At 39.2% G+C, this 17,149-nt stretch carries 17 protein-coding genes, 1 other RNA gene and 3 pseudogenes; 18 read left to right on the plus strand and 3 right to left on the minus strand.

Features of this window, described 5'->3' with window-relative positions; translation table 11 throughout:
* Positions 1 to 31: 31 nt before the first annotated feature.
* From HMPREF2877_RS11215 to HMPREF2877_RS03760, 3 genes and pseudogenes are all read left to right on the plus strand, one after another.
* Positions 32 to 214 (plus strand): annotated as a pseudogene (locus HMPREF2877_RS11215) (transcriptional regulator); the annotation flags it as partial.
* Between the two features lie 56 nt (positions 215 to 270).
* Positions 271 to 1,503 (plus strand): acyl-CoA thioesterase/BAAT N-terminal domain-containing protein, encoded by a 1,233-nt coding sequence (locus tag HMPREF2877_RS10940; RefSeq protein ID WP_049554242.1) that lies wholly within the window; start codon positions 271 to 273, stop codon positions 1,501 to 1,503.
* Between the two features lie 141 nt (positions 1,504 to 1,644).
* Positions 1,645 to 2,058, plus strand: coding sequence for a YjdF family protein (locus tag HMPREF2877_RS03760; RefSeq protein WP_070578706.1), 414 nt, complete (start codon positions 1,645 to 1,647; stop codon positions 2,056 to 2,058).
* 93 nt (positions 2,059 to 2,151) lie between these two features.
* Here HMPREF2877_RS03760 and HMPREF2877_RS11395 read toward each other — a convergent pair.
* A pseudogene (locus HMPREF2877_RS11395) lies at positions 2,152 to 2,304 on the minus strand (GTP cyclohydrolase); the annotation flags it as partial.
* Positions 2,305 to 2,406: 102 nt separating this feature from the next.
* Here HMPREF2877_RS11395 and HMPREF2877_RS03770 point away from each other — a divergent pair.
* The 11 genes from HMPREF2877_RS03770 to pepC all read left to right on the plus strand — a co-directional run bounded on the left by HMPREF2877_RS03770 (position 2,407) and on the right by pepC (position 12,357).
* Complete coding sequence (locus HMPREF2877_RS03770) at positions 2,407 to 3,273, plus strand: ABC transporter ATP-binding protein (RefSeq protein ID WP_049554239.1); 867 nt, start codon at positions 2,407 to 2,409, stop codon at positions 3,271 to 3,273.
* The gene (locus tag HMPREF2877_RS03775) at positions 3,273 to 4,115 is read left to right on the plus strand and encodes an ABC transporter permease (protein WP_045769231.1); all 843 of its coding nucleotides are present in this window, start codon (positions 3,273 to 3,275) and stop codon (positions 4,113 to 4,115) included. Before HMPREF2877_RS03770 ends, HMPREF2877_RS03775 begins: the two co-directional genes overlap by 1 nt.
* A gap of 18 nt (positions 4,116 to 4,133) precedes the next feature.
* Positions 4,134 to 4,589 carry a LytTR family DNA-binding domain-containing protein gene (locus tag HMPREF2877_RS03780; RefSeq protein ID WP_002886486.1) on the plus strand — a complete coding sequence of 152 codons (456 nt, stop codon included), beginning with the start codon at positions 4,134 to 4,136 and terminating at the stop codon, positions 4,587 to 4,589.
* 9 nt (positions 4,590 to 4,598) lie between these two features.
* The gene (locus tag HMPREF2877_RS03785; protein WP_037610676.1) at positions 4,599 to 5,030 is read left to right on the plus strand and encodes a DUF3021 family protein; all 432 of its coding nucleotides are present in this window, start codon (positions 4,599 to 4,601) and stop codon (positions 5,028 to 5,030) included.
* 81 nt (positions 5,031 to 5,111) lie between these two features.
* The gene (locus tag HMPREF2877_RS03790) at positions 5,112 to 5,822 is read left to right on the plus strand and encodes a MerR family transcriptional regulator (protein WP_045769232.1); all 711 of its coding nucleotides are present in this window, start codon (positions 5,112 to 5,114) and stop codon (positions 5,820 to 5,822) included.
* A gap of 211 nt (positions 5,823 to 6,033) precedes the next feature.
* Complete coding sequence (locus tag HMPREF2877_RS03795; RefSeq protein ID WP_049527396.1) at positions 6,034 to 6,717, plus strand: ABC transporter ATP-binding protein; 684 nt, start codon at positions 6,034 to 6,036, stop codon at positions 6,715 to 6,717.
* The gene (locus HMPREF2877_RS03800; protein WP_073687058.1) at positions 6,686 to 7,987 is read left to right on the plus strand and encodes an ABC transporter permease; all 1,302 of its coding nucleotides are present in this window, start codon (positions 6,686 to 6,688) and stop codon (positions 7,985 to 7,987) included. The genes HMPREF2877_RS03795 and HMPREF2877_RS03800 overlap by 32 nt, the downstream gene beginning before the upstream one ends.
* A 184-nt stretch (positions 7,988 to 8,171) precedes the next feature.
* Positions 8,172 to 9,626 (plus strand): nicotinate phosphoribosyltransferase, encoded by a 1,455-nt coding sequence (locus HMPREF2877_RS03805; protein WP_002886494.1) that lies wholly within the window; start codon positions 8,172 to 8,174, stop codon positions 9,624 to 9,626.
* Between the two features lie 11 nt (positions 9,627 to 9,637).
* Positions 9,638 to 10,459 carry an ammonia-dependent NAD(+) synthetase gene (gene nadE, locus HMPREF2877_RS03810; RefSeq protein WP_070578712.1) on the plus strand — a complete coding sequence of 274 codons (822 nt, stop codon included), beginning with the start codon at positions 9,638 to 9,640 and terminating at the stop codon, positions 10,457 to 10,459.
* 15 nt (positions 10,460 to 10,474) lie between these two features.
* Positions 10,475 to 10,918, plus strand: a complete 444-nt coding sequence (locus HMPREF2877_RS03815) for a DUF805 domain-containing protein (protein ID WP_049527398.1) — start codon at positions 10,475 to 10,477, stop codon at positions 10,916 to 10,918.
* A gap of 101 nt (positions 10,919 to 11,019) precedes the next feature.
* A complete protein-coding gene (pepC, locus tag HMPREF2877_RS03820; protein WP_049527400.1) occupies positions 11,020 to 12,357 on the plus strand; it encodes an aminopeptidase C in 1,338 nt (445 codons plus the stop codon).
* A 104-nt stretch (positions 12,358 to 12,461) separates the two neighbouring features.
* On the opposite strand, the gene pbp1a is transcribed toward pepC, so the two are convergent.
* Complete coding sequence (gene pbp1a, locus HMPREF2877_RS03825) at positions 12,462 to 14,753, minus strand: penicillin-binding protein PBP1A (protein WP_045769235.1); 2,292 nt, start codon at positions 14,751 to 14,753, stop codon at positions 12,462 to 12,464.
* Positions 14,753 to 15,349, minus strand: a complete 597-nt coding sequence (gene recU / locus HMPREF2877_RS03830) for a Holliday junction resolvase RecU (protein WP_045769236.1) — start codon at positions 15,347 to 15,349, stop codon at positions 14,753 to 14,755. Before recU ends, pbp1a begins: the two co-directional genes overlap by 1 nt.
* A gap of 76 nt (positions 15,350 to 15,425) precedes the next feature.
* On the opposite strand from recU, the gene HMPREF2877_RS03835 reads away from it, so the two are divergent.
* The 4 genes and pseudogenes from HMPREF2877_RS03835 to HMPREF2877_RS03850 all read left to right on the plus strand — a co-directional run.
* A complete protein-coding gene (locus tag HMPREF2877_RS03835) occupies positions 15,426 to 15,941 on the plus strand; it encodes an SLOG family protein (protein WP_049529112.1) in 516 nt (171 codons plus the stop codon).
* A gap of 109 nt (positions 15,942 to 16,050) precedes the next feature.
* Positions 16,051 to 16,383 carry a cell division regulator GpsB gene (gene gpsB / locus HMPREF2877_RS03840; RefSeq protein ID WP_045769238.1) on the plus strand — a complete coding sequence of 111 codons (333 nt, stop codon included), beginning with the start codon at positions 16,051 to 16,053 and terminating at the stop codon, positions 16,381 to 16,383.
* A 14-nt stretch (positions 16,384 to 16,397) separates the two neighbouring features.
* An RNA gene (gene rnpB / locus HMPREF2877_RS03845) (RNase P RNA component class B) lies at positions 16,398 to 16,764 on the plus strand.
* 149 nt (positions 16,765 to 16,913) lie between these two features.
* Positions 16,914 to 17,149, plus strand: a pseudogene (locus tag HMPREF2877_RS03850) (class I SAM-dependent RNA methyltransferase); the annotation flags it as partial.

Raw genomic sequence — 17,149 nt, forward strand, 5'->3', positions numbered from 1 at the left:
TCTTTGTTGCACTTGACTTGACAATTAGGGAAAAAATAAATATCTGATATTATCCAAAAAAGGTGTTGACGTTTTTAACATTCATAAAGAGCAGCAAGAACATATTGAAAAAGCCATTTTTTCAGTTTTAAGAAACTATAGTGATGAGGACCTTCAAATGGTTATGAAACTGATAGATGATGTTGAACAGGTATGGCGAGAATTACCGTGGTAAAAATCACGGTAATTTTAAAACTATATTGTTAATCACATTAACAAAAAGGGGAAGATATGACTATACAAATTGAACTTATCTCAGAGTCTGAGTTAGCAGACGAATCTTTTAATATTGTCATCAATGGCTTAAAACCAAGAGAAACATATCGAGTTGAGATGTACCTAACTGATTATTATTGTATCAATGCTCCCATGCTTTTAGCTCATGATGTTTTATGGAGATCAACAGGGACTTTTGTATCAGATAAGAATGGTATTATTGATATTTCACAAACTCCATCTTGTTCTGGCTCTTATGAAGGCATTTCAACAATGGGACTATTTTTTAATGCTAAGCCCTTGACCAATGAGAGAAAGAAACTTCCAAACTCTCTTTCTGAAATTCCCTTATTAGATCATTTTTTTGTGGATATCAAAATTATGCAAGGAAATACTGTCATTGCAGAGAGAATTTTTACAAGACGTTACATGAGTTCGCAAATTAGTCATCAAGATATTTACGGGAAATATTTTCAAGGGAGACTCTTTTATGATAAAAAGGCAATAAACGCACCAGCATTGATTATTGTGAGCGGTAGTGAAGGAAGGATTGAAAAGACACAGAATATAGCTCAGCTTCTATCTTCTAGAGGTTATATTTGCCTAGCAGTTGCCTACTTTGGTTTAGAGGGATTGCCAAAACATTTGGAATGTATTCCTTTAGAGTGTCTTGTGGAAGCAAAGAATTATCTACGTCAGCATCCTCAAGTAGATAGTGAAAAAATTGGACTCTATGGACGTTCTAAGGGAGCAGAGTTAGTTTTAGCTGAGGAGAGCATTTTTAATGACGTTCAATGTTTGGTACTAAATTCACCCTCTGATGTGGTATATGAAGGGATAAAAGGGAAATGGAACTCTCATACTTCTTCTTGGACATATTTGCAAAAAGAACTTCCTTATCAAAAGTTTCGACTTAGAGATTATCTGTTCAGCAAACTTTTAAAAAAATCCTTCCCTAAAGATTGCTCTGCTAGGATAGATATTGGTCAAATGCATTCACCAATCTTATTGCTCGGAAGTACTGTTGATGAAATATGGGATGCCTCGTCAGCAATTGATGATATTGTCTCACATTATAAAGGACACCACATTACATTTAAAAAATACCATGAGACAGGTCACATGTTGACAGTGGCTTATCAACCCAATCATCGCTATCGAAAAGATTGGCGTTTACTGATGAAAGAGAGCAAGGATTCTTGGTTGGCTACGATTCATTTTTTTGATAGGCATTTGAAGAAGCAATAACATAAGATTATAAATATGCTATAATAGTCCCAACTAAGATAAAAACACAGTTCTGGTTGGTAGTCCAGACGTAGGCAAGCCTATCAGTAACCTTCCTCCTTGGTTGTCCATTCTTAGGGATAGATTTAAGGAGGTGCTGTCGTGGAAACAATTTCAATTGGATTGACAGTTTATTTTGAAGATGGATTTTGGCATGGTTTGTTCGAACAAGTGTATCGAGAATCTTATCAAGTTTGTCGTGTGACATTTGGTCAGGAGCCAAAAGATGATGAAATTCTAGAGATTTTACAGACTCAGTTTACCCAATTATCTTTTAGTCCAGAGACTACAGCTAAGCAACATGTAAAAATTAAGAATCCTAAACGCTTACAGCGAGCTGTGAAGAAACAAGTAAATCAGAAAGTTTCTTCCAAGTCGAAAGAACTATTGCAGTTGCAGTACGAGGAAAGGAAAAAGATTTCAAAACATCAATCTAGTGTCCAAAAGCAATTGCTCAAACAAGATAAATTTGAACGCAAACAGCAAAAACGAAGAGAGAAGCATAAAGGACATTAATGTGTTTCTCTTTAAAGAAACAGCTCTTTTCTAAATAGAAAGGAGCTGTTTTACTAGTATTGAAGAATAGATTTTAACTGTTTCCAAATCTAGTTACTTATCGCCAAAAGGTTTACCGATGATAGTTTCAAATTCAGGACAATACTTACTTGCCTCAAATTCAATGACATCATATTGGGCAACCTCATTTTGATAGAATGGATCGTGTATAATGATTTCTTGAACAGCTTCTTTATTTTTAGCTCTTCCATCCCTCCACTTAGACTCTCATTTTGACCACTTATCCCCAAAAGCCGTTTTTTAAACGGCTTTTTTGCTAGACTGGTTCTATCAAAAGGAGAGAAAATAATGATTTTACAAGCTAAAAACATAAGCAAACGGTATAGGAACCACCTTGCTGTTGATAATATTCAATTACAATTCAAAAGAGGGACTTTCAATGCGATTCTAGGACCAAATGGAGCGGGGAAATCAACGACAATTTCCATGTTGATTGGTTTGAAACAACCAACGCAAGGTGAAATTATCTATGAATCCGGTACTAAAATTGGTGTGGTCTTCCAGACTAGTGTTTTAGATGAGATGCTGACGGTTAGGGAAAATCTGGCCATTCGTGCCAGACAGTATAAAGGCTTGAAACCCAATCGTGTGTCTGATCTCATTGGTCGGCTAGGCCTATCAGCTTTCCAAAAGCAGAGATACGGGACGCTTTCAGGTGGCCAAAAGCGTCGGGTTGACATTGCGCGTGCTCTACTCTCACAACCAGATATTCTGTTCTTAGATGAGCCAACGACAGGTTTAGATATCCAAACTCGGAAGTCTATTTGGGATTTGCTCTATCAATTGCAGAGAGAAGAGGGAATGACCGTTGTACTGACCACGCATTATCTTGACGAAGCAGATGAAGCTGATCAGATTTATATTGTGGACCATGGGAAAGTGATTGCTCAGGGATCGGCATTAGATATTAAGAGCCAGTATGCTACTAATATCTTAAAGATTCGTTTCAAGGAGATGCAGCAGATAGAAAGTCTCAAATCTTCGGGAATGTCAGTAGAGCAACAAAGTCAATTGGAGTATATTTTTCAACCCAAGAGTGAAAGGGAAGCCATTGATTATCTGGCGCAAGTTAGAGATAATCTAGCCCATTTTGAGTTTCGTCCAGGGACCATGGATGATGCCTTTATTGCACTTACAGGAAGAGAGGTCCGCTAATGCTAGCCTTACTAAAGCGAAATTTTTTATTGTACTTCAGGAATCGTTCAGGAGTTTTCTTCTCTCTGTTGGGAGCCTTGATTTCCTTTATTCTTTATATTATTTTTCTTCAAAAAAATCTAACAGATGCTTGGGCTCAGCTTCCCAATAGTGGTCCTGTGTTAAATAATTGGTTAATGAGTGGGACGCTGGCTGTGACAGGGATTACGACAAGTCTGGCTGCCCTGACTCAGTTGGTAAAGGATCGTGAACGTCAAGTAGATCAGGATCTTTATTTATCGGATCAGGGGAAGTGGCGGTTACCATTTTCGTATCTAACGAGCGCAATCATCATCTCTTTTTTCATGCAAGTCCTAATGTATGTACTGATGTGTGGCTATTTTAGAGAAGTTCCAACCCTTTCTCTACTACCTGAAGTGCTCCTCATCATGCTGCTTAGTAGCCTGCTTTCTAGCTTAGTGAATGCCATTTTTGTTTACTTTTTCCAATCCGTAGACAGTCTTGGGAAGTTTTCGACCATAGTGGGGACAGCTTCTGGTTTTTTGGTAGGAACTTATGTACCTTTGGGCGTTTTACCTGATTTTGCACAACTACTAATGAAATGTACTCCAGCAACTTATATTGCATCACTTTATCGGCAAGTACTCATGAAAGAAACATTAAGTGAGACCTTTAAAGGTCAAGATAACCTTCTTCAAGAGTTTCAAGAAAAAATGGGCGTTCAGCTCAAGTGGCAAGGTTTATTGACAAAGGAAAATACTTACCTTATAGTGTTAGGAGGTATTCTTCTAGCAAGTATTCTTTGGATTATTTTAGTGAAAAGAACTAGTCAGAAAAAATAAGTGAGAGTTGGAATAGGAATGAAACTTCGTTTTGAAGAAAAATCAGATATTTCGGCAAAGGATCCCTGTGTGGTCATCCAAGCAGAGCGATTGTCTGATCAAGCACGAGAGGTAATGGATTATCTCGAACAATTTTCAGTTGTAAATCAAGTGGTGATTCCTATTAAAACGGATGATCATTTGGTTATGGTAAAAATTGATGACATTATCCTAGCTGAGATTGATAAGAATGTGTTGACGATTTATACCGTAAACAATACCTATACGATGAGAGAGACACTGACAAACTTTCAGCATCGCATCAATCGTCGAAGTTTTTTACAGATATCACGTCATGCTGTTATGAATATAGATCATTTGGAATCACTATCGGATAGTTTTTCTGGCAATATGATGGCTAAAATGACAGGTGGAGTTAAGTCTAGTGTCAGCCGAAAATATGTCAAATCTTTGATGGATTATTTAGGGGTGTAGGAGGAACCAATGAAACGTTTAATTGCTTATTTTGTATCCGGCGTGAGAACGGGATCGTTCTTTTACCTTGCACTCCTTTTACTTGGTCAATTATTTCCCCAGATTATCTATCCCAAAGTTAGTGTAGGAAATATTTTAGCCCTCTTTATGATGAGTGGTTTAATGGGAATGCTCTCGTGGATTTTGGAAGAGCTTGACCGCATGTCGTACAGATTAAGAGTAGTCTTGCATTTCTTGTTGACGGCGATTGTACTTACAGTGACTTGTCTGATATCAGGCTGGTATGAGGCTTTAACGAACCCTGCTATCTGGATTGTTTTCATTTTTGTTTATATTATTATCTGGCTTTATCTCATTTGGCAAATGCATATGAGAACACAGCGTATTAATCAAGCTTTACTGCATCGTCGAAGCCAGAAAAAGAAAAGTAATAAATTATAGTAAACTTCAAAAAAATACTCTTTTTCCTCTTGACCCTCACGCCACGTCATAGCCTATACTCTTAATCAGAGAGGAGTTCTAATGAAATCTGTAAAAGAAGTGAGCCAACTATCAGGTGTCAGTGTGCGCACCCTTCATTATTATGACGAAATTGATTTGCTGAAACCGTCAGTTGTGGCTGAAAATGGTTACCGTTACTATAATCGCGATGCGGTTGTCCGTTTGCAAGAAATATTGCTTTACCGTGAGTTAGACTTTCCTCTCAAAAAAATTAAGGAAATCGTAGGTCAACCAGGTTATGACAAAGTTCAAGCGCTTAGGGATCAGATTAAGCTCTTAGAGCTGAAAAAGTCCCGGTTGGAAGCCGTCATAGCTCATGCCAAGGCCTTACAAATGGAGGAAGAAGAAATGTCATTTGAAGCATTTGATCAAAAAGCTGTAAAAGCCTTTCAGGAAGAAGCTCAGGCTAGATGGGGTCAGACAGAAGCTTATCAAGCTTTTGCGGCTAAGGGAGAGGAATCCTTCCCTGAAGTTACAAAAGAGATGACTGCAATCATGTCTACCTTTGGACAGCTCAAGGAGTATAATCCTGGGGATGATAGTGTTCAGGAGCAAGTAAAGGTGTTACAAGACTATATTAGTCAGCATTTTTATCCATGTGACCAAACGGTATTAGCTGGTCTCGGTCAGATGTATCAAACAGATAATCGCTTTTCTAGTTTTATTGATAAAGTTGGAGGAGCAGGGACTGCCACTTTTCTCGCAGAAGCTATTCGTATTTATTGTCAATAAACTAAAGCCAAAGTCTTAGGGACTTTGGCTTTTTTCATGCCATAGTGACATTTATGTCACTATTTTTATAATCATTTAATGCTTATAATTAATGTATCGTTTTAGAAGGCGATTAGTTAACTGTTTTTGTTATTTTGCTTGAAAATTTCTTGCAGGTAATCAGATGGAAACTAATCAAATTCTAATCTAAACCAAATTTACGGAGGAACTCATGTCCATTTTAACCATAGACCACATCTCAAAGTACTATAATCTCGACGGTACGAACCAAGAGCGCGCTTTGAACGATGTTACACTTGAGATTGCACCAGGAAAGATCACTGCTATCTACGGTCCATCTGGCTGTGGTAAGACCAGTCTGCTTAGTATTATTAGTGGTCTGGATAGTCAGTATCAAGGAAATCTTTATTTCAAAAATCAAAACATGCGAGATTTTTCAGAGCGTGACTTGACCTATTTTAGAAAGGCCCATATTGGCTTTGTCTTTCAAAATTTCAATCTTATCTCTCATCAATCAGTCCTTGAAAATGTCAAGATGCCTCTTTACGTTAAAAATATGACTGATAAAGAGATGGTCGAAATTGCGGAAAGGGAGCTTACCCGTCTTGGAATCGGAGATTTTATCAAGAAAAATGTTAAGCAGCTTTCTGGTGGGCAAAAACAACGTGTGGCCATTGCCCGTGCCCTGGTCAATAACCCAGAAATGATTGTGGCTGATGAACCGACAGGTTCTCTTGATTCTCAGTCTCAGGAAAATGTTCTCGAAATTTTTAAAGAGCTAGCCGAGGCAGGTAAAACTGTGATTATCGTAACCCATAACCCTGAAGTGGCGGATTATGCGGATGTTGTCATTAAAATGAAGGATGGTGAAGTCGTTGAAACAATCGAAAAATAAGGGGTTGACCCTCAAGAATAAACTCAAATTGTCATTGAACAACTTTATGGAACGTAAGTGGCGTAATCTTTTGATTGCGACGGCAACTTCCATTGGTTTTATCGGTGTCCTAATTTCCTTTGGTTTGGGAAATGCTATTGTTGGTATGATTAATGACAGTACCGATGGTGGCAACATTCCATCCCAAATTCAGATCAGTCTTAGTGCTAAATCAGCAGCCAGAGGGGTTCTAAATGCGGATGATGAGAAGTTTATTCGTAATCAGATTAAGAGTGATGACATTAAGTATTTGGAGAGTCCCTTTGGAATGAACATGGCAAGTCTTACCCTTGATGGCAAGACCATGGATTTCAGTAAGGACCTTCCTAACTATTCTCAGGTTATCAGTCTTTACAAGAACACAAAAATCTCTACATCTCGCAATGATAAGGATAAAATTTCAGCTGGGAAACCTTTTAAATCTGAAGATGAAAAGGGCTTAACCCTTCCGATGAGTTTTGTCAAACACTACAACCAAGAAACAGGGAAGAAGCTCAAGGCTAAAGACTTTATCGGTAAAGAAATTTCAGCTCAGATTGTTGAAAATACTGCTGAGGGAACTAAAGTAGCGGATATCAAGACTAAGATTGTCCGTATTGTTGATGATAGCGAGGATGCTGAAGAGAGCAATAGCTATATGCCAGCCAAACAATTGGAAGAATTGCTCAAAGAAAATGGCTTTACCAAAACAGTCTCTTACATGCTTTTGGAGCTCAAGGATCCAGCCAAGACTAAGGAAGTCACTAAAAAGTTACAGAAAAACAAGAAGTATCTGGTTCTTTCACAGCAGGCCATCCTAGATGTCATTATTAAATTCATCCGTGTGATCCAGGCCCTCTTGATTATCCTTTCGTCACAAGCTATCCTAGTTTCAGCTGTCATGATTGGAATTATCATCTATATTAACATCATGCAACGCTCAAAAGAGATTGGTGTTATGAAGGCCGTCGGTTACCTTAATCGTGACGTGAAAGCTATCTTTGTTTATGAGGCACTATGGATTACGGGTATCTCACTAGCTCTTGCCCTCCTTGTATCGCAGGGTATTGGAAGCTTAGCCAACATGATTGTTTCACATCTCTACCCAAGTGTCAGCAAGGTGTTTGACCTAAATCTGACCTCAATTCTCATCATGTTTGGCTTCTCACTCTTGATGGGCTATGTGTCAGCCTACCTTCCAGCCCGTAAAATCAGTAAAATGGACCCTGTCGAGTCCCTAAGATATGAATAGAAATAAAGAGTAGTCTCCTCGGGCTACTCTTTTTTGTCAAAACAAGCATTAGAAAATTCGGAAAATCCAAACAATAATTAACTTTCTGAAAAGTGGAGACAATTGCTCAAAAATGCTATAATAGTCAACATATACAGGCTATTAATAACAAAAAAAGAAGTGCCTATTCGATAGGAGGAATTCCATGTATAAAGATGACAGTTTAACCTTGCACACTGACTTGTATCAAATCAATATGATGCAAGTTTACTTCAACCAAGGTATTCACAATAAAAAGGCCGTTTTCGAAGTTTATTTCCGTCAACTTCCGTTTAAAAATGGCTTTGCTGTATTCGCAGGTCTGGAGCGTATTGTCAACTATCTTGAAAATCTGACCTTCTCAGAAACTGATATTGCTTATCTAAAAGATTTAGGTTATCCTGAGGATTTTCTGGACTATCTAGCCAACCTAAAACTCGAGTTGACTATCAATTCAGCACTTGAGGGTGATTTGGTATTTGCTAATGAACCGATTTTCCAAGTGGAAGGTCCCTTGGCCCAGTGTCAGCTTGTAGAGACTGCCTTGCTAAATATCCTCAATTACCAAATTCTTATTGCGACAAAGGCAGCTCGTATTCGTTCTGTCATTGAGGATGCTCCTCTGTTGGAATTTGGGACACGTCGTGCACAAGAGATGGATGCAGCAATCTGGGGAACGCGTGCAGCCGTGATTGGTGGTGCTGATGCAACGTCAAATGTACGTGCCGGCAAGATTTTTGGAATCCCAGTTTCTGGTACTCATGCCCATGCCCTTGTTCAAGCCTATGGCAACGATTATGACGCCTTTAAAGCCTATGCATCTACTCATAAGGACTGTGTATTCCTTGTAGATACCTATGACACCCTTAAGATTGGTGTTCCTAATGCTATCCGTGTCGCTAAAGAGCTAGGTGATAAGATTAATTTCTTGGGTGTTCGTCTTGATTCAGGTGACTTGGCTTATCTATCGAAGCAGGTTCGTAAGCAATTGGATGCAGCTGGTTTCCCTGATGCTAAGATTTACGCTTCAAACGACCTTGATGAAAATACTATCCTTAACTTGAAGATGCAGAAGGCTAAGATTGATGTTTGGGGAGTAGGTACTAAGCTCATCACTGCCTATGACCAACCAGCCTTGGGTGCTGTTTACAAGATTGTCTCAATGGAAGATGATAAGGGAGTCATGCATGATACTATCAAGTTGTCCAATAATGCTGAGAAGGTTTCGACACCAGGTAAGAAGCAAGTTTGGCGTATTACGAGTCGTGCTAAGGGCAAATCAGAAGGTGACTATATCACTTTCGCAGATACGGATGTTAATGCTTTAGATGAAATTAATATGTTCCACCCAACATATACTTACATCAATAAGACGGTTCGTGATTTTGATGCAGTGCCACTCTTGGTTCCAATCTACGACAAAGGGCAACTAATCTATGACTTACCAAGTCTTGATGAAATCAAGGCTTATGCTACTAAGGAATTGGACGAACTTTGGAATGAGTACAAGCGCGTGCTTAACCCTCAAGATTATCCAGTTGACTTGGCTAAAGATGTCTGGGATAACAAGATGACCTTGATTGATAATGTCCGTAAGAAAGCCCATGACTTGTCAGAGTAAAGGGAGAAATTATGACTTTGCAAGAAACTATTATTGCTCAACTAGGCGTTAAACCTAGCATTGATCCAAAGGAAGAAATTCGAAAATCCGTTGATTTTTTGAAGGCCTACATGCTCAAACATCCATTCCTTAAAACATATGTTTTGGGAATCTCAGGAGGTCAAGATTCTACATTGGCTGGTCGTCTGGCACAACTTGCGATTGAAGAGCTCCGTGCAGAGACAGGAAAAGACTATCAGTTTATTGCCATTCGTTTACCATATGGTGTCCAAGCAGATGAAGATGATGCCCAACGTGCTCTTACTTTTATCAAGCCAGATGTGAGTCTTGCGGTTAATATCAAAGAAGCTGTTGATGGTCAGGTTGCTGAACTTGCCAAGGCAGGTGTCACCGTTTCTGACTTCAATAAGGGAAATATCAAGGCCCGCCAACGTATGATTACCCAATATGCGGTTGCTGGTGAAAATAGTGGGGCAGTTATCGGAACAGACCACGCCGCTGAAAACCTTACGGGCTTCTTCACAAAATTTGGTGACGGTGGTGCGGATATTTTGCCGCTCTTTCGTCTAAACAAGCGTCAAGGTGCAGCCCTTCTTGCAGAACTTGGTGCAGACAAGGTCCTTTATGAAAAAGTGCCAACAGCTGACTTGGAAGAGGACAAACCAGGAATCGCTGATGAAGTGGCACTTGGAGTGACCTATCGTGAAATTGATGACTACCTTGAAGGCAAGGAAGTCTCAGCCAAAGCTCAGGAAACGATTGAGTCTTGGTGGCGTAAAGGTCAACACAAACGTCACTTGCCAATCACCATTTTTGATGATTTTTGGAAATAAGAGGAGAAATGAGTTATGATTAAAGCTTATATTGATTTTTGGAAGCGTGCCTTTGACTTTAGAGGCCGTTCGACTCGTCCAGACTACTGGTGGGCTTACTTGGTTAATGTCATTATTATTACTATTCTTACTGTTTTTTGTGTTCTTATTCCTTTCTTCAGTAATGTTGATCTTAGTGACCCAGCTCTGTTGAATAATTCGACTGAACTGCAAAAAATAATTATTACCTATGCTTGGCCACTAATGCTTTTTAGCTTAATTGAACTTATCCCTCAATTGTCTCTACAAATCCGTCGTTTGAGAGATGCAGGATTTCATCCGGCTTGGGTACTTCTAAGTTATATAGGTCTTATACGAATCTTGGCTATCTTCTCATTGATTGGAAGCATTGTCCTCCTTATCATGTCTTGTCAACCAACGAAACCAGCACCTGAAACGCAGTTTGATAAAGTGGAATAAGATTGTCATAACCCTAGGTTAAACCTAGGGTTATTTTTAAATTGAATTTTCAGAAATTAGTGATAAAATAGAGAGGAATAAGGCTTAAAAGGAGGAATCTTATGACTTCACTATCAACAGATTTCACAGATAAACTATTTGCAGACTATGAGGCCAATGCCAAATACAGTGCTATCGAAAATGCTGTAACTCACAATGGCTTGCTCAAATCTATCGAAACACGTCAATCAGAAGTTGAAAATGACCATGTTTTCTCAATCGATTTGACTAAAGATGAGGTGTCTAATCAGAAAGCTTCAGGACGTTGCTGGATGTTTGCGGCACTAAATACTTTCCGCCATAAATTAATCTCAGACTTCAAATTGGAAAGTTTCGAGCTTTCTCAAGCCCACACCTTCTTCTGGGACAAGTATGAAAAATCAAACTGGTTCTTGGAACAAATCATTGCTACAGCAGATCAAGAGATTGGCAGTCGTAAGGTTAAATTCCTTTTGGATACCCCTCAACAAGATGGTGGACAATGGGATATGGTCGTATCACTTTTTGAAAAATATGGTGTTGTGCCAAAATCAGTTTATCCAGAATCTGTAGCTTCAAGTAATAGTCGTGAGCTTAATCAATACCTCAATAAGCTTCTTCGTCAAGATGCTCAAATCTTGCGTGATTTGATTGCTGGAGGTGCTGATCAAGCTGCTGTTCAGGCCAAGAAGGAAGAACTTCTTCAAGAAATTTTCAATTATCTTGCCATGACTCTTGGTTTACCACCACGTCAGTTTGATTTTGCCTACCGAGATAAAGATGACAACTATCAATCTGAGAAAAATATCACACCACAAGCTTTCTTTGAAAAATATGTGGGTCTAAAACTCAGCGACTATGTGTCAGTCATCAACGCTCCAACAGCTGATAAACCTTTCGGGAAATCTTATACTGTTGAGATGTTGGGTAATGTTGTGGGTGCACCAAGTGTTCGTTATATTAACCTCCCAATGGATCGTTTCAAAGAGCTTGCCATTGCACAGATGAAGGCTGGAGAGACTGTTTGGTTTGGTTCAGATGTTGGTCAAGTTTCAGACCGTCAAAAAGGTATTCTTGCAACTAATGTTTATGACTTTACAGCTAGCATGGATATTAACTTGACTCAAGACAAGGCAGGACGTTTAGACTACAATGAATCTCTCATGACTCATGCCATGGTATTGACTGGGGTTGATTTGGATGCTGATGGTAAACCTATTAAATGGAAGGTTGAAAACTCTTGGGGAGACAAGGTCGGACAAAAAGGTTACTTTGTCGCTTCCGATGCCTGGATGGATGAATACACTTATCAAATCGTTGTTCGCAAAGACTTCCTTACAGCTGAAGAATTAGCAGCCTATGAAGCAGAGCCACAAGTACTTGCTCCTTGGGACCCAATGGGAGCCCTTGCTTCAAAATAAGACAATATATAAAACCACTGGAAATGATGCTAGTGGTTTTATATAGCTTCTTTAAATTTTATCGGTAAAAAAAGAGTTATCCATTCGGATAACCCTTTTATTTCTTATTCTTCTGCTGTAGCAGTGTTTGAATTTGAATGTTCAGAACCGTTAGAGGCCGATGTCGATGGATTTGTTGAAGCATCAGGGCCGTACTGTTGACTATCTTGTGAACTTGATGAGTCACTGCTTTGGCTTGAGTCTAAACTTGATGATGAGCTAGATGTTCCAAGTGATCCTGTGTAAACATTTGATGTTGAAGAACCAGTAAGGAAGACATAGCTACCATTATTATAAACACCGCTAGGCATATCGAAATCTTCAGAACCCGCACCATACATCTGGTTAAGGTAGCCACTTGTTACACCGTAGATTTGTTTAGCAATGTCAAGGTCTGAATCATGAAGTGGTGTTTTACGGTTTTTGTAACCTGTCCAAATCGCCATTGAATACTTAGTATTGTAACCAACGAAAGTTTCATCTGGAACCATAAGATAAGCATAGACGCCACTTTCTTTTTGTACCTTGTAGTATTCATCGTCACCATAGTTAGATGTACCAGTCTTACCAGCATTGAATGTACCAGGGACATAAGCTTCAGTCGCTGTACCACCTGTCATTACTTGTTTCAACATGCTTGACATCATGTAAGCTGTTTGTGGCGACATGGCCTCGACACCTTTAGAATCAAATGATTTTGTTGAACCGTCTTCAAATTTGATTGATTTAATGTAAGATGGTTTATAGTAAGTACCGCCATTTGCAAAGGCTGCATAGGCCGCAGCCATTTTCTCGCTTGATGCACCGTACTTAGGATCTGACGATGTTGTTGAAGATGAGATGGCATTTGAGTAATACATTTCTGGATACTCAATACCCAAATCTTTCAAGAAGGACTGTGCATATTCCAAACCAACAGCCTGAAGAGCTTTAACAGCTGTTACGTTACGTGATTGTTGAATAGCATAGGTCAATGATATACTTCCGTAATATTTACGGTCCCAGTCGTAAACTGGGGTTGAAGAGCCAGGGAAATTATAAGGATTATCGTAAACAGTCGTACCAGTGTTTGTATAAACACCTTTTTCAATAGCGGGAGCGTAGTCAGTGATAGGTTTCATTGTTGAACCCCAGTCACGGTCAGTTTGGACTGCTTGGTTGGTACCAAGGGCAACGTTCTCATCCTGATGGCGTGATCCTAGCTGAGCAACAACACGACCATTAGTAACATCAATAATAGTAGAGGCAACCTGGAAGCTATCATTTGGATAGTAGATATAGTCATCAGTATTATAGACATTCCAAATGTATTTTTGAATATCAGGATTAAGGTTAGTGTAGACGTCGAGACCTGCTGAGTAAATATCAGCATTGGCATCAGTAGATACCTGTTCGATAACTTGTTTGATGTAGTTATCTAGATATGGCTCGTAGCTAGCTTTCTTTGTGAGTGGAAGAAGACCATCTGATATGTCAGTTTCTTTAGCTTGTTCGTACTCTTCTTTAGAAATGTTTTTGTCTTCATACATTTCACTAAGAACAGTGTTACGACGCTTTTTAGCAGCATCCGGATTAGCATAAGGGTCATATTGTGTTGGTGCTTGTGGAATACCGGCAAGAAGAGCTGCTTGGGCAACAGAGAGGTCGCTCAAGTCTTTACCGAAGTAAGATTTAGCTGCAGTCTTCATACCATAGTAACCATTACCCATATAAACCTTGTTAACGTAGAAGGTCAAAATCTCTTGTTTAGTGAATTGACGCTCCATTTGGAGAGACAACCAGATTTCTTGTGACTTACGTTTAAGGGTTTGGTCCGAAGTGTTTGTTGAGAAGTAGGCCAATTTAATCAACTGTTGGTCGAGTGTAGACCCCCCCTGGGTACTACTACGACGAAGGTTATTAACAGCCGCTCCCATGATACGGTAGACGTCAATTCCACGGTGTGTGAAGAAACGTTTATCCTCAATAGAGGTGATGGCATTAACTAGAGTTGTTGGAATTTCATCTGTGGATGCACTCTCACGTTTCTCAGCTCCCAAGTCAGCAATAAGGCTACCATTGGCGTCGTAAATCTTACTTGAGCTTGTTGATTGTAGTTTGTTCTCGGTAAGTTTAGGAACACTGCTAATATAGTAGGCAAAGAGGCTACCACCAGAGATGACACACACTACAAAGAAAGTCAGTAATCCAATAAATCCGTATTTTGCAATACGCCAGCCCAAGCTTTGGTCTGAAGTAGCTGAGCGTTTTCCCTTGCTATAGCGAGAAGAATCTGAACGTTTGGCTTTGATGTTTTTAGCACGTTTAGTCAAACCGCTCAGCGATTCTTTAAAGTTGTTGAAATTAAATTTAGCCATTATGTGTTACCACCTAATAATTTTTCAATGATTTCTAAATAAGGAACTTGAGGATAAGCTGCTTCTGCAATTGCATAGCCTCTTTTTTTGATATAATCAAGAGGCATTGATTTCGTCCCCTTATCAATTTGATAAAAAGCGATTAAGTCTTTGGCAGGCAGAAGGTAGGTTTCCTTAAGCGTCGAGAAGTGAAGTAGCACGAAGCAGATCCCATCTTGACTGATGACCTGAGACATGTGCTCAATTTGATGCGCATGAAAGTTTTTCATAGGCATGGCTGTCTTTTGTCGTGTCTCTTTGGCTTCAAAATCAATGTAATATCCCTTGTAAACACCAGAGTAGTCGGTAGTAGAGGCTTGTCTAAAGTAAGCTTCCACAATCTTTGCTCGTGAGCGTTTGGGATAATCGACTTTGACAATTTGAACAGGAGTGGGTTTTTTATGAATAACGGCTAAACCACGCGACAAATAGTAATCATTAGTCGCGTTAATAGCAGATTCAAAGCTCATCCCCCGATTGGCAAAGTCAACTCTATTTGATTTTTTAGGACGTACTTGTGCTTTCTTACGAGATATCTGATGGGGATAGTTTACCATTTCTTTCCCTTCTTCTTTATAAGATATGCATAAAGACTATTTTATTATACCATAAAATGAACGAGGAAAACAATAAATGACATCACTACTGGTAACTGGTTATAAGAGCTTTGAACTCGGTATTTTTAAAGACAAGGACCCTAAAGTAACCATTATCAAGAAAGCAATTAAACGTGATTTTAAGCGTTTCTTGGATGATGGTGTGGATTGGATGATTTTTACCGGCAACCTCGGTTTTGAATTTTGGGCACTAGAGGTGGCCAAAGAACTTCAGAAAGACTATCCTTTGAAGTTGGCGACACTTTTCCCTTTTGAAACGCATGGTCAGAATTGGAATGAAGCGAATCAGACAAAACTAGCAGCCTTTAAGCAGGTTGATTTTGTCAAGTATAGCTTTCCCGCTTACCAATCTCCAGCACAGTTTAAACAATTTAATCAGTTTCTCATTGACAATACAGATCAGGCTTATTTATTTTATGAACCTGAAAATGAAACAAATCTGAAATATTTTTACGGTATGATGATAGAAGCAAGGGATTATCCCGTATCTCGACTGACTTTTGATGACCTCAATGAGGTCATGTCGGAATAGGATATAATTGAGTTTTAAACTTGCATTTTTATTTTTTTTTTCTGTATCATAAAAACATTAGACAGTAAAGTATTAGTAAGTTAGATAAGACAAGTATTGGAGAATAAAAATGGCTAAGATTAATTTAACGCCCAAGAAAATCTACGAACAAGAATTTAAAACAAGCATGCGTGGATACGATAAAAAAGAAGTTGATGAGTTTTTAGATGATGTAATCAAAGATTACGGTGTCTATATTGCTCTAGTTAAGGAATTGCAAGAAGAAAATGCAAAACTTAAGGCTAAAGCTTCATCAGCTCCTGCAAGTCGCCCAGCATACGCAAGTGCGACAAGTGAACCATCACGTGCGAATGCCAATGTTGCTTCGGCTTCAAACTATGATATCTTAAAACGTATCAGTCGTTTGGAAAAAGAGGTCTTTGGAAAACAAATCGTCGAATAAAACTGGTTTGTGCAATTTTTGGATAATCGCATGGTTGCTAGTCTTCCATGAGGAAAGTCCATGCTAGCACTGGCTGTGATGCCAGTAGTGTTTGTGCTAGGTGAATTAATAAGCCTAGGGACTTGTTTTCAAGTTACGGCGAGTGAACTGGCTAAGTCTTCGGATAGGTTTTAGTAGCTCTGAAAGTGCCACAGTGACGGAGTTTTTAGGGAAACCTAAAAAGTGGAACGCGGTAAACCCCTCAAGCTAGCAACCCAAACTTTGGTAGGGGCATGGGATGGCTGGAAACGAACGGACCATCCTGACTGCTTTGCAGTAGACAGATGATTATCGAAGGAAGTGGTACCTAGTCACTTCTGGAACAAAACATGGCTTATAGAAAATTGCATATAGGTGAGGCTGGGACACATGTCTCAGCCTTCTTTTAGCAAGAATTCTTTCTTTTACAACTATATCTAAAGAAAAGAGTGGGAAAATAAGCCATCAGTTAAGAAAGTTTGTACTCGTAACAATGAGATAAAAGGATGACAATGAAAGAAACATTTACATTAGTAGCAACTGCTGCAGCAGGTCTTGAGGCTGTGGTTGGACGTGAATTGCGTGAGTTAGGTTATGACACTCAGGTTGAAAATGGTAAGGTGCGTTTCCAAGGCGGTGTTCGTGCAATTGCTGAGACCAACCTTTGGTTGAGAGCAGCAGACCGTATCAAGATTGTAGTTGGTGAATTTCCAGCACGTACCTTTGAGGAACTCTTTCAGGGAGTTTT

This window comes from Streptococcus sp. HMSC072D03 (genome assembly GCF_001812855.1).
In the GTDB taxonomy this organism is placed as follows: domain Bacteria; phylum Bacillota; class Bacilli; order Lactobacillales; family Streptococcaceae; genus Streptococcus; species Streptococcus salivarius_D.

Coding starts and splice junctions, on each gene's coding strand:
- HMPREF2877_RS10940 (WP_049554242.1), top strand. CDS start 271: ATGACTATACAAATTGAACTTATCTCAGAGTCTGAGTTAGCAGACGAA.
- HMPREF2877_RS03770 (WP_049554239.1), top strand. CDS start 2,407: ATGATTTTACAAGCTAAAAACATAAGCAAACGGTATAGGAACCACCTT.
- HMPREF2877_RS03775 (WP_045769231.1), top strand. CDS start 3,273: ATGCTAGCCTTACTAAAGCGAAATTTTTTATTGTACTTCAGGAATCGT.
- HMPREF2877_RS03780 (WP_002886486.1), top strand. CDS start 4,134: ATGAAACTTCGTTTTGAAGAAAAATCAGATATTTCGGCAAAGGATCCC.
- HMPREF2877_RS03785 (WP_037610676.1), top strand. CDS start 4,599: ATGAAACGTTTAATTGCTTATTTTGTATCCGGCGTGAGAACGGGATCG.
- HMPREF2877_RS03790 (WP_045769232.1), top strand. CDS start 5,112: ATGAAATCTGTAAAAGAAGTGAGCCAACTATCAGGTGTCAGTGTGCGC.
- HMPREF2877_RS03795 (WP_049527396.1), top strand. CDS start 6,034: ATGTCCATTTTAACCATAGACCACATCTCAAAGTACTATAATCTCGAC.
- HMPREF2877_RS03800 (WP_073687058.1), top strand. CDS start 6,686: ATGGTGAAGTCGTTGAAACAATCGAAAAATAAGGGGTTGACCCTCAAG.
- HMPREF2877_RS03805 (WP_002886494.1), top strand. CDS start 8,172: ATGTATAAAGATGACAGTTTAACCTTGCACACTGACTTGTATCAAATC.
- nadE (WP_070578712.1), top strand. CDS start 9,638: ATGACTTTGCAAGAAACTATTATTGCTCAACTAGGCGTTAAACCTAGC.
- HMPREF2877_RS03815 (WP_049527398.1), top strand. CDS start 10,475: ATGATTAAAGCTTATATTGATTTTTGGAAGCGTGCCTTTGACTTTAGA.
- pepC (WP_049527400.1), top strand. CDS start 11,020: ATGACTTCACTATCAACAGATTTCACAGATAAACTATTTGCAGACTAT.
- pbp1a (WP_045769235.1), bottom strand. CDS start 14,753: ATGGCTAAATTTAATTTCAACAACTTTAAAGAATCGCTGAGCGGTTTG.
- recU (WP_045769236.1), bottom strand. CDS start 15,349: ATGGTAAACTATCCCCATCAGATATCTCGTAAGAAAGCACAAGTACGT.
- HMPREF2877_RS03835 (WP_049529112.1), top strand. CDS start 15,426: ATGACATCACTACTGGTAACTGGTTATAAGAGCTTTGAACTCGGTATT.
- gpsB (WP_045769238.1), top strand. CDS start 16,051: ATGGCTAAGATTAATTTAACGCCCAAGAAAATCTACGAACAAGAATTT.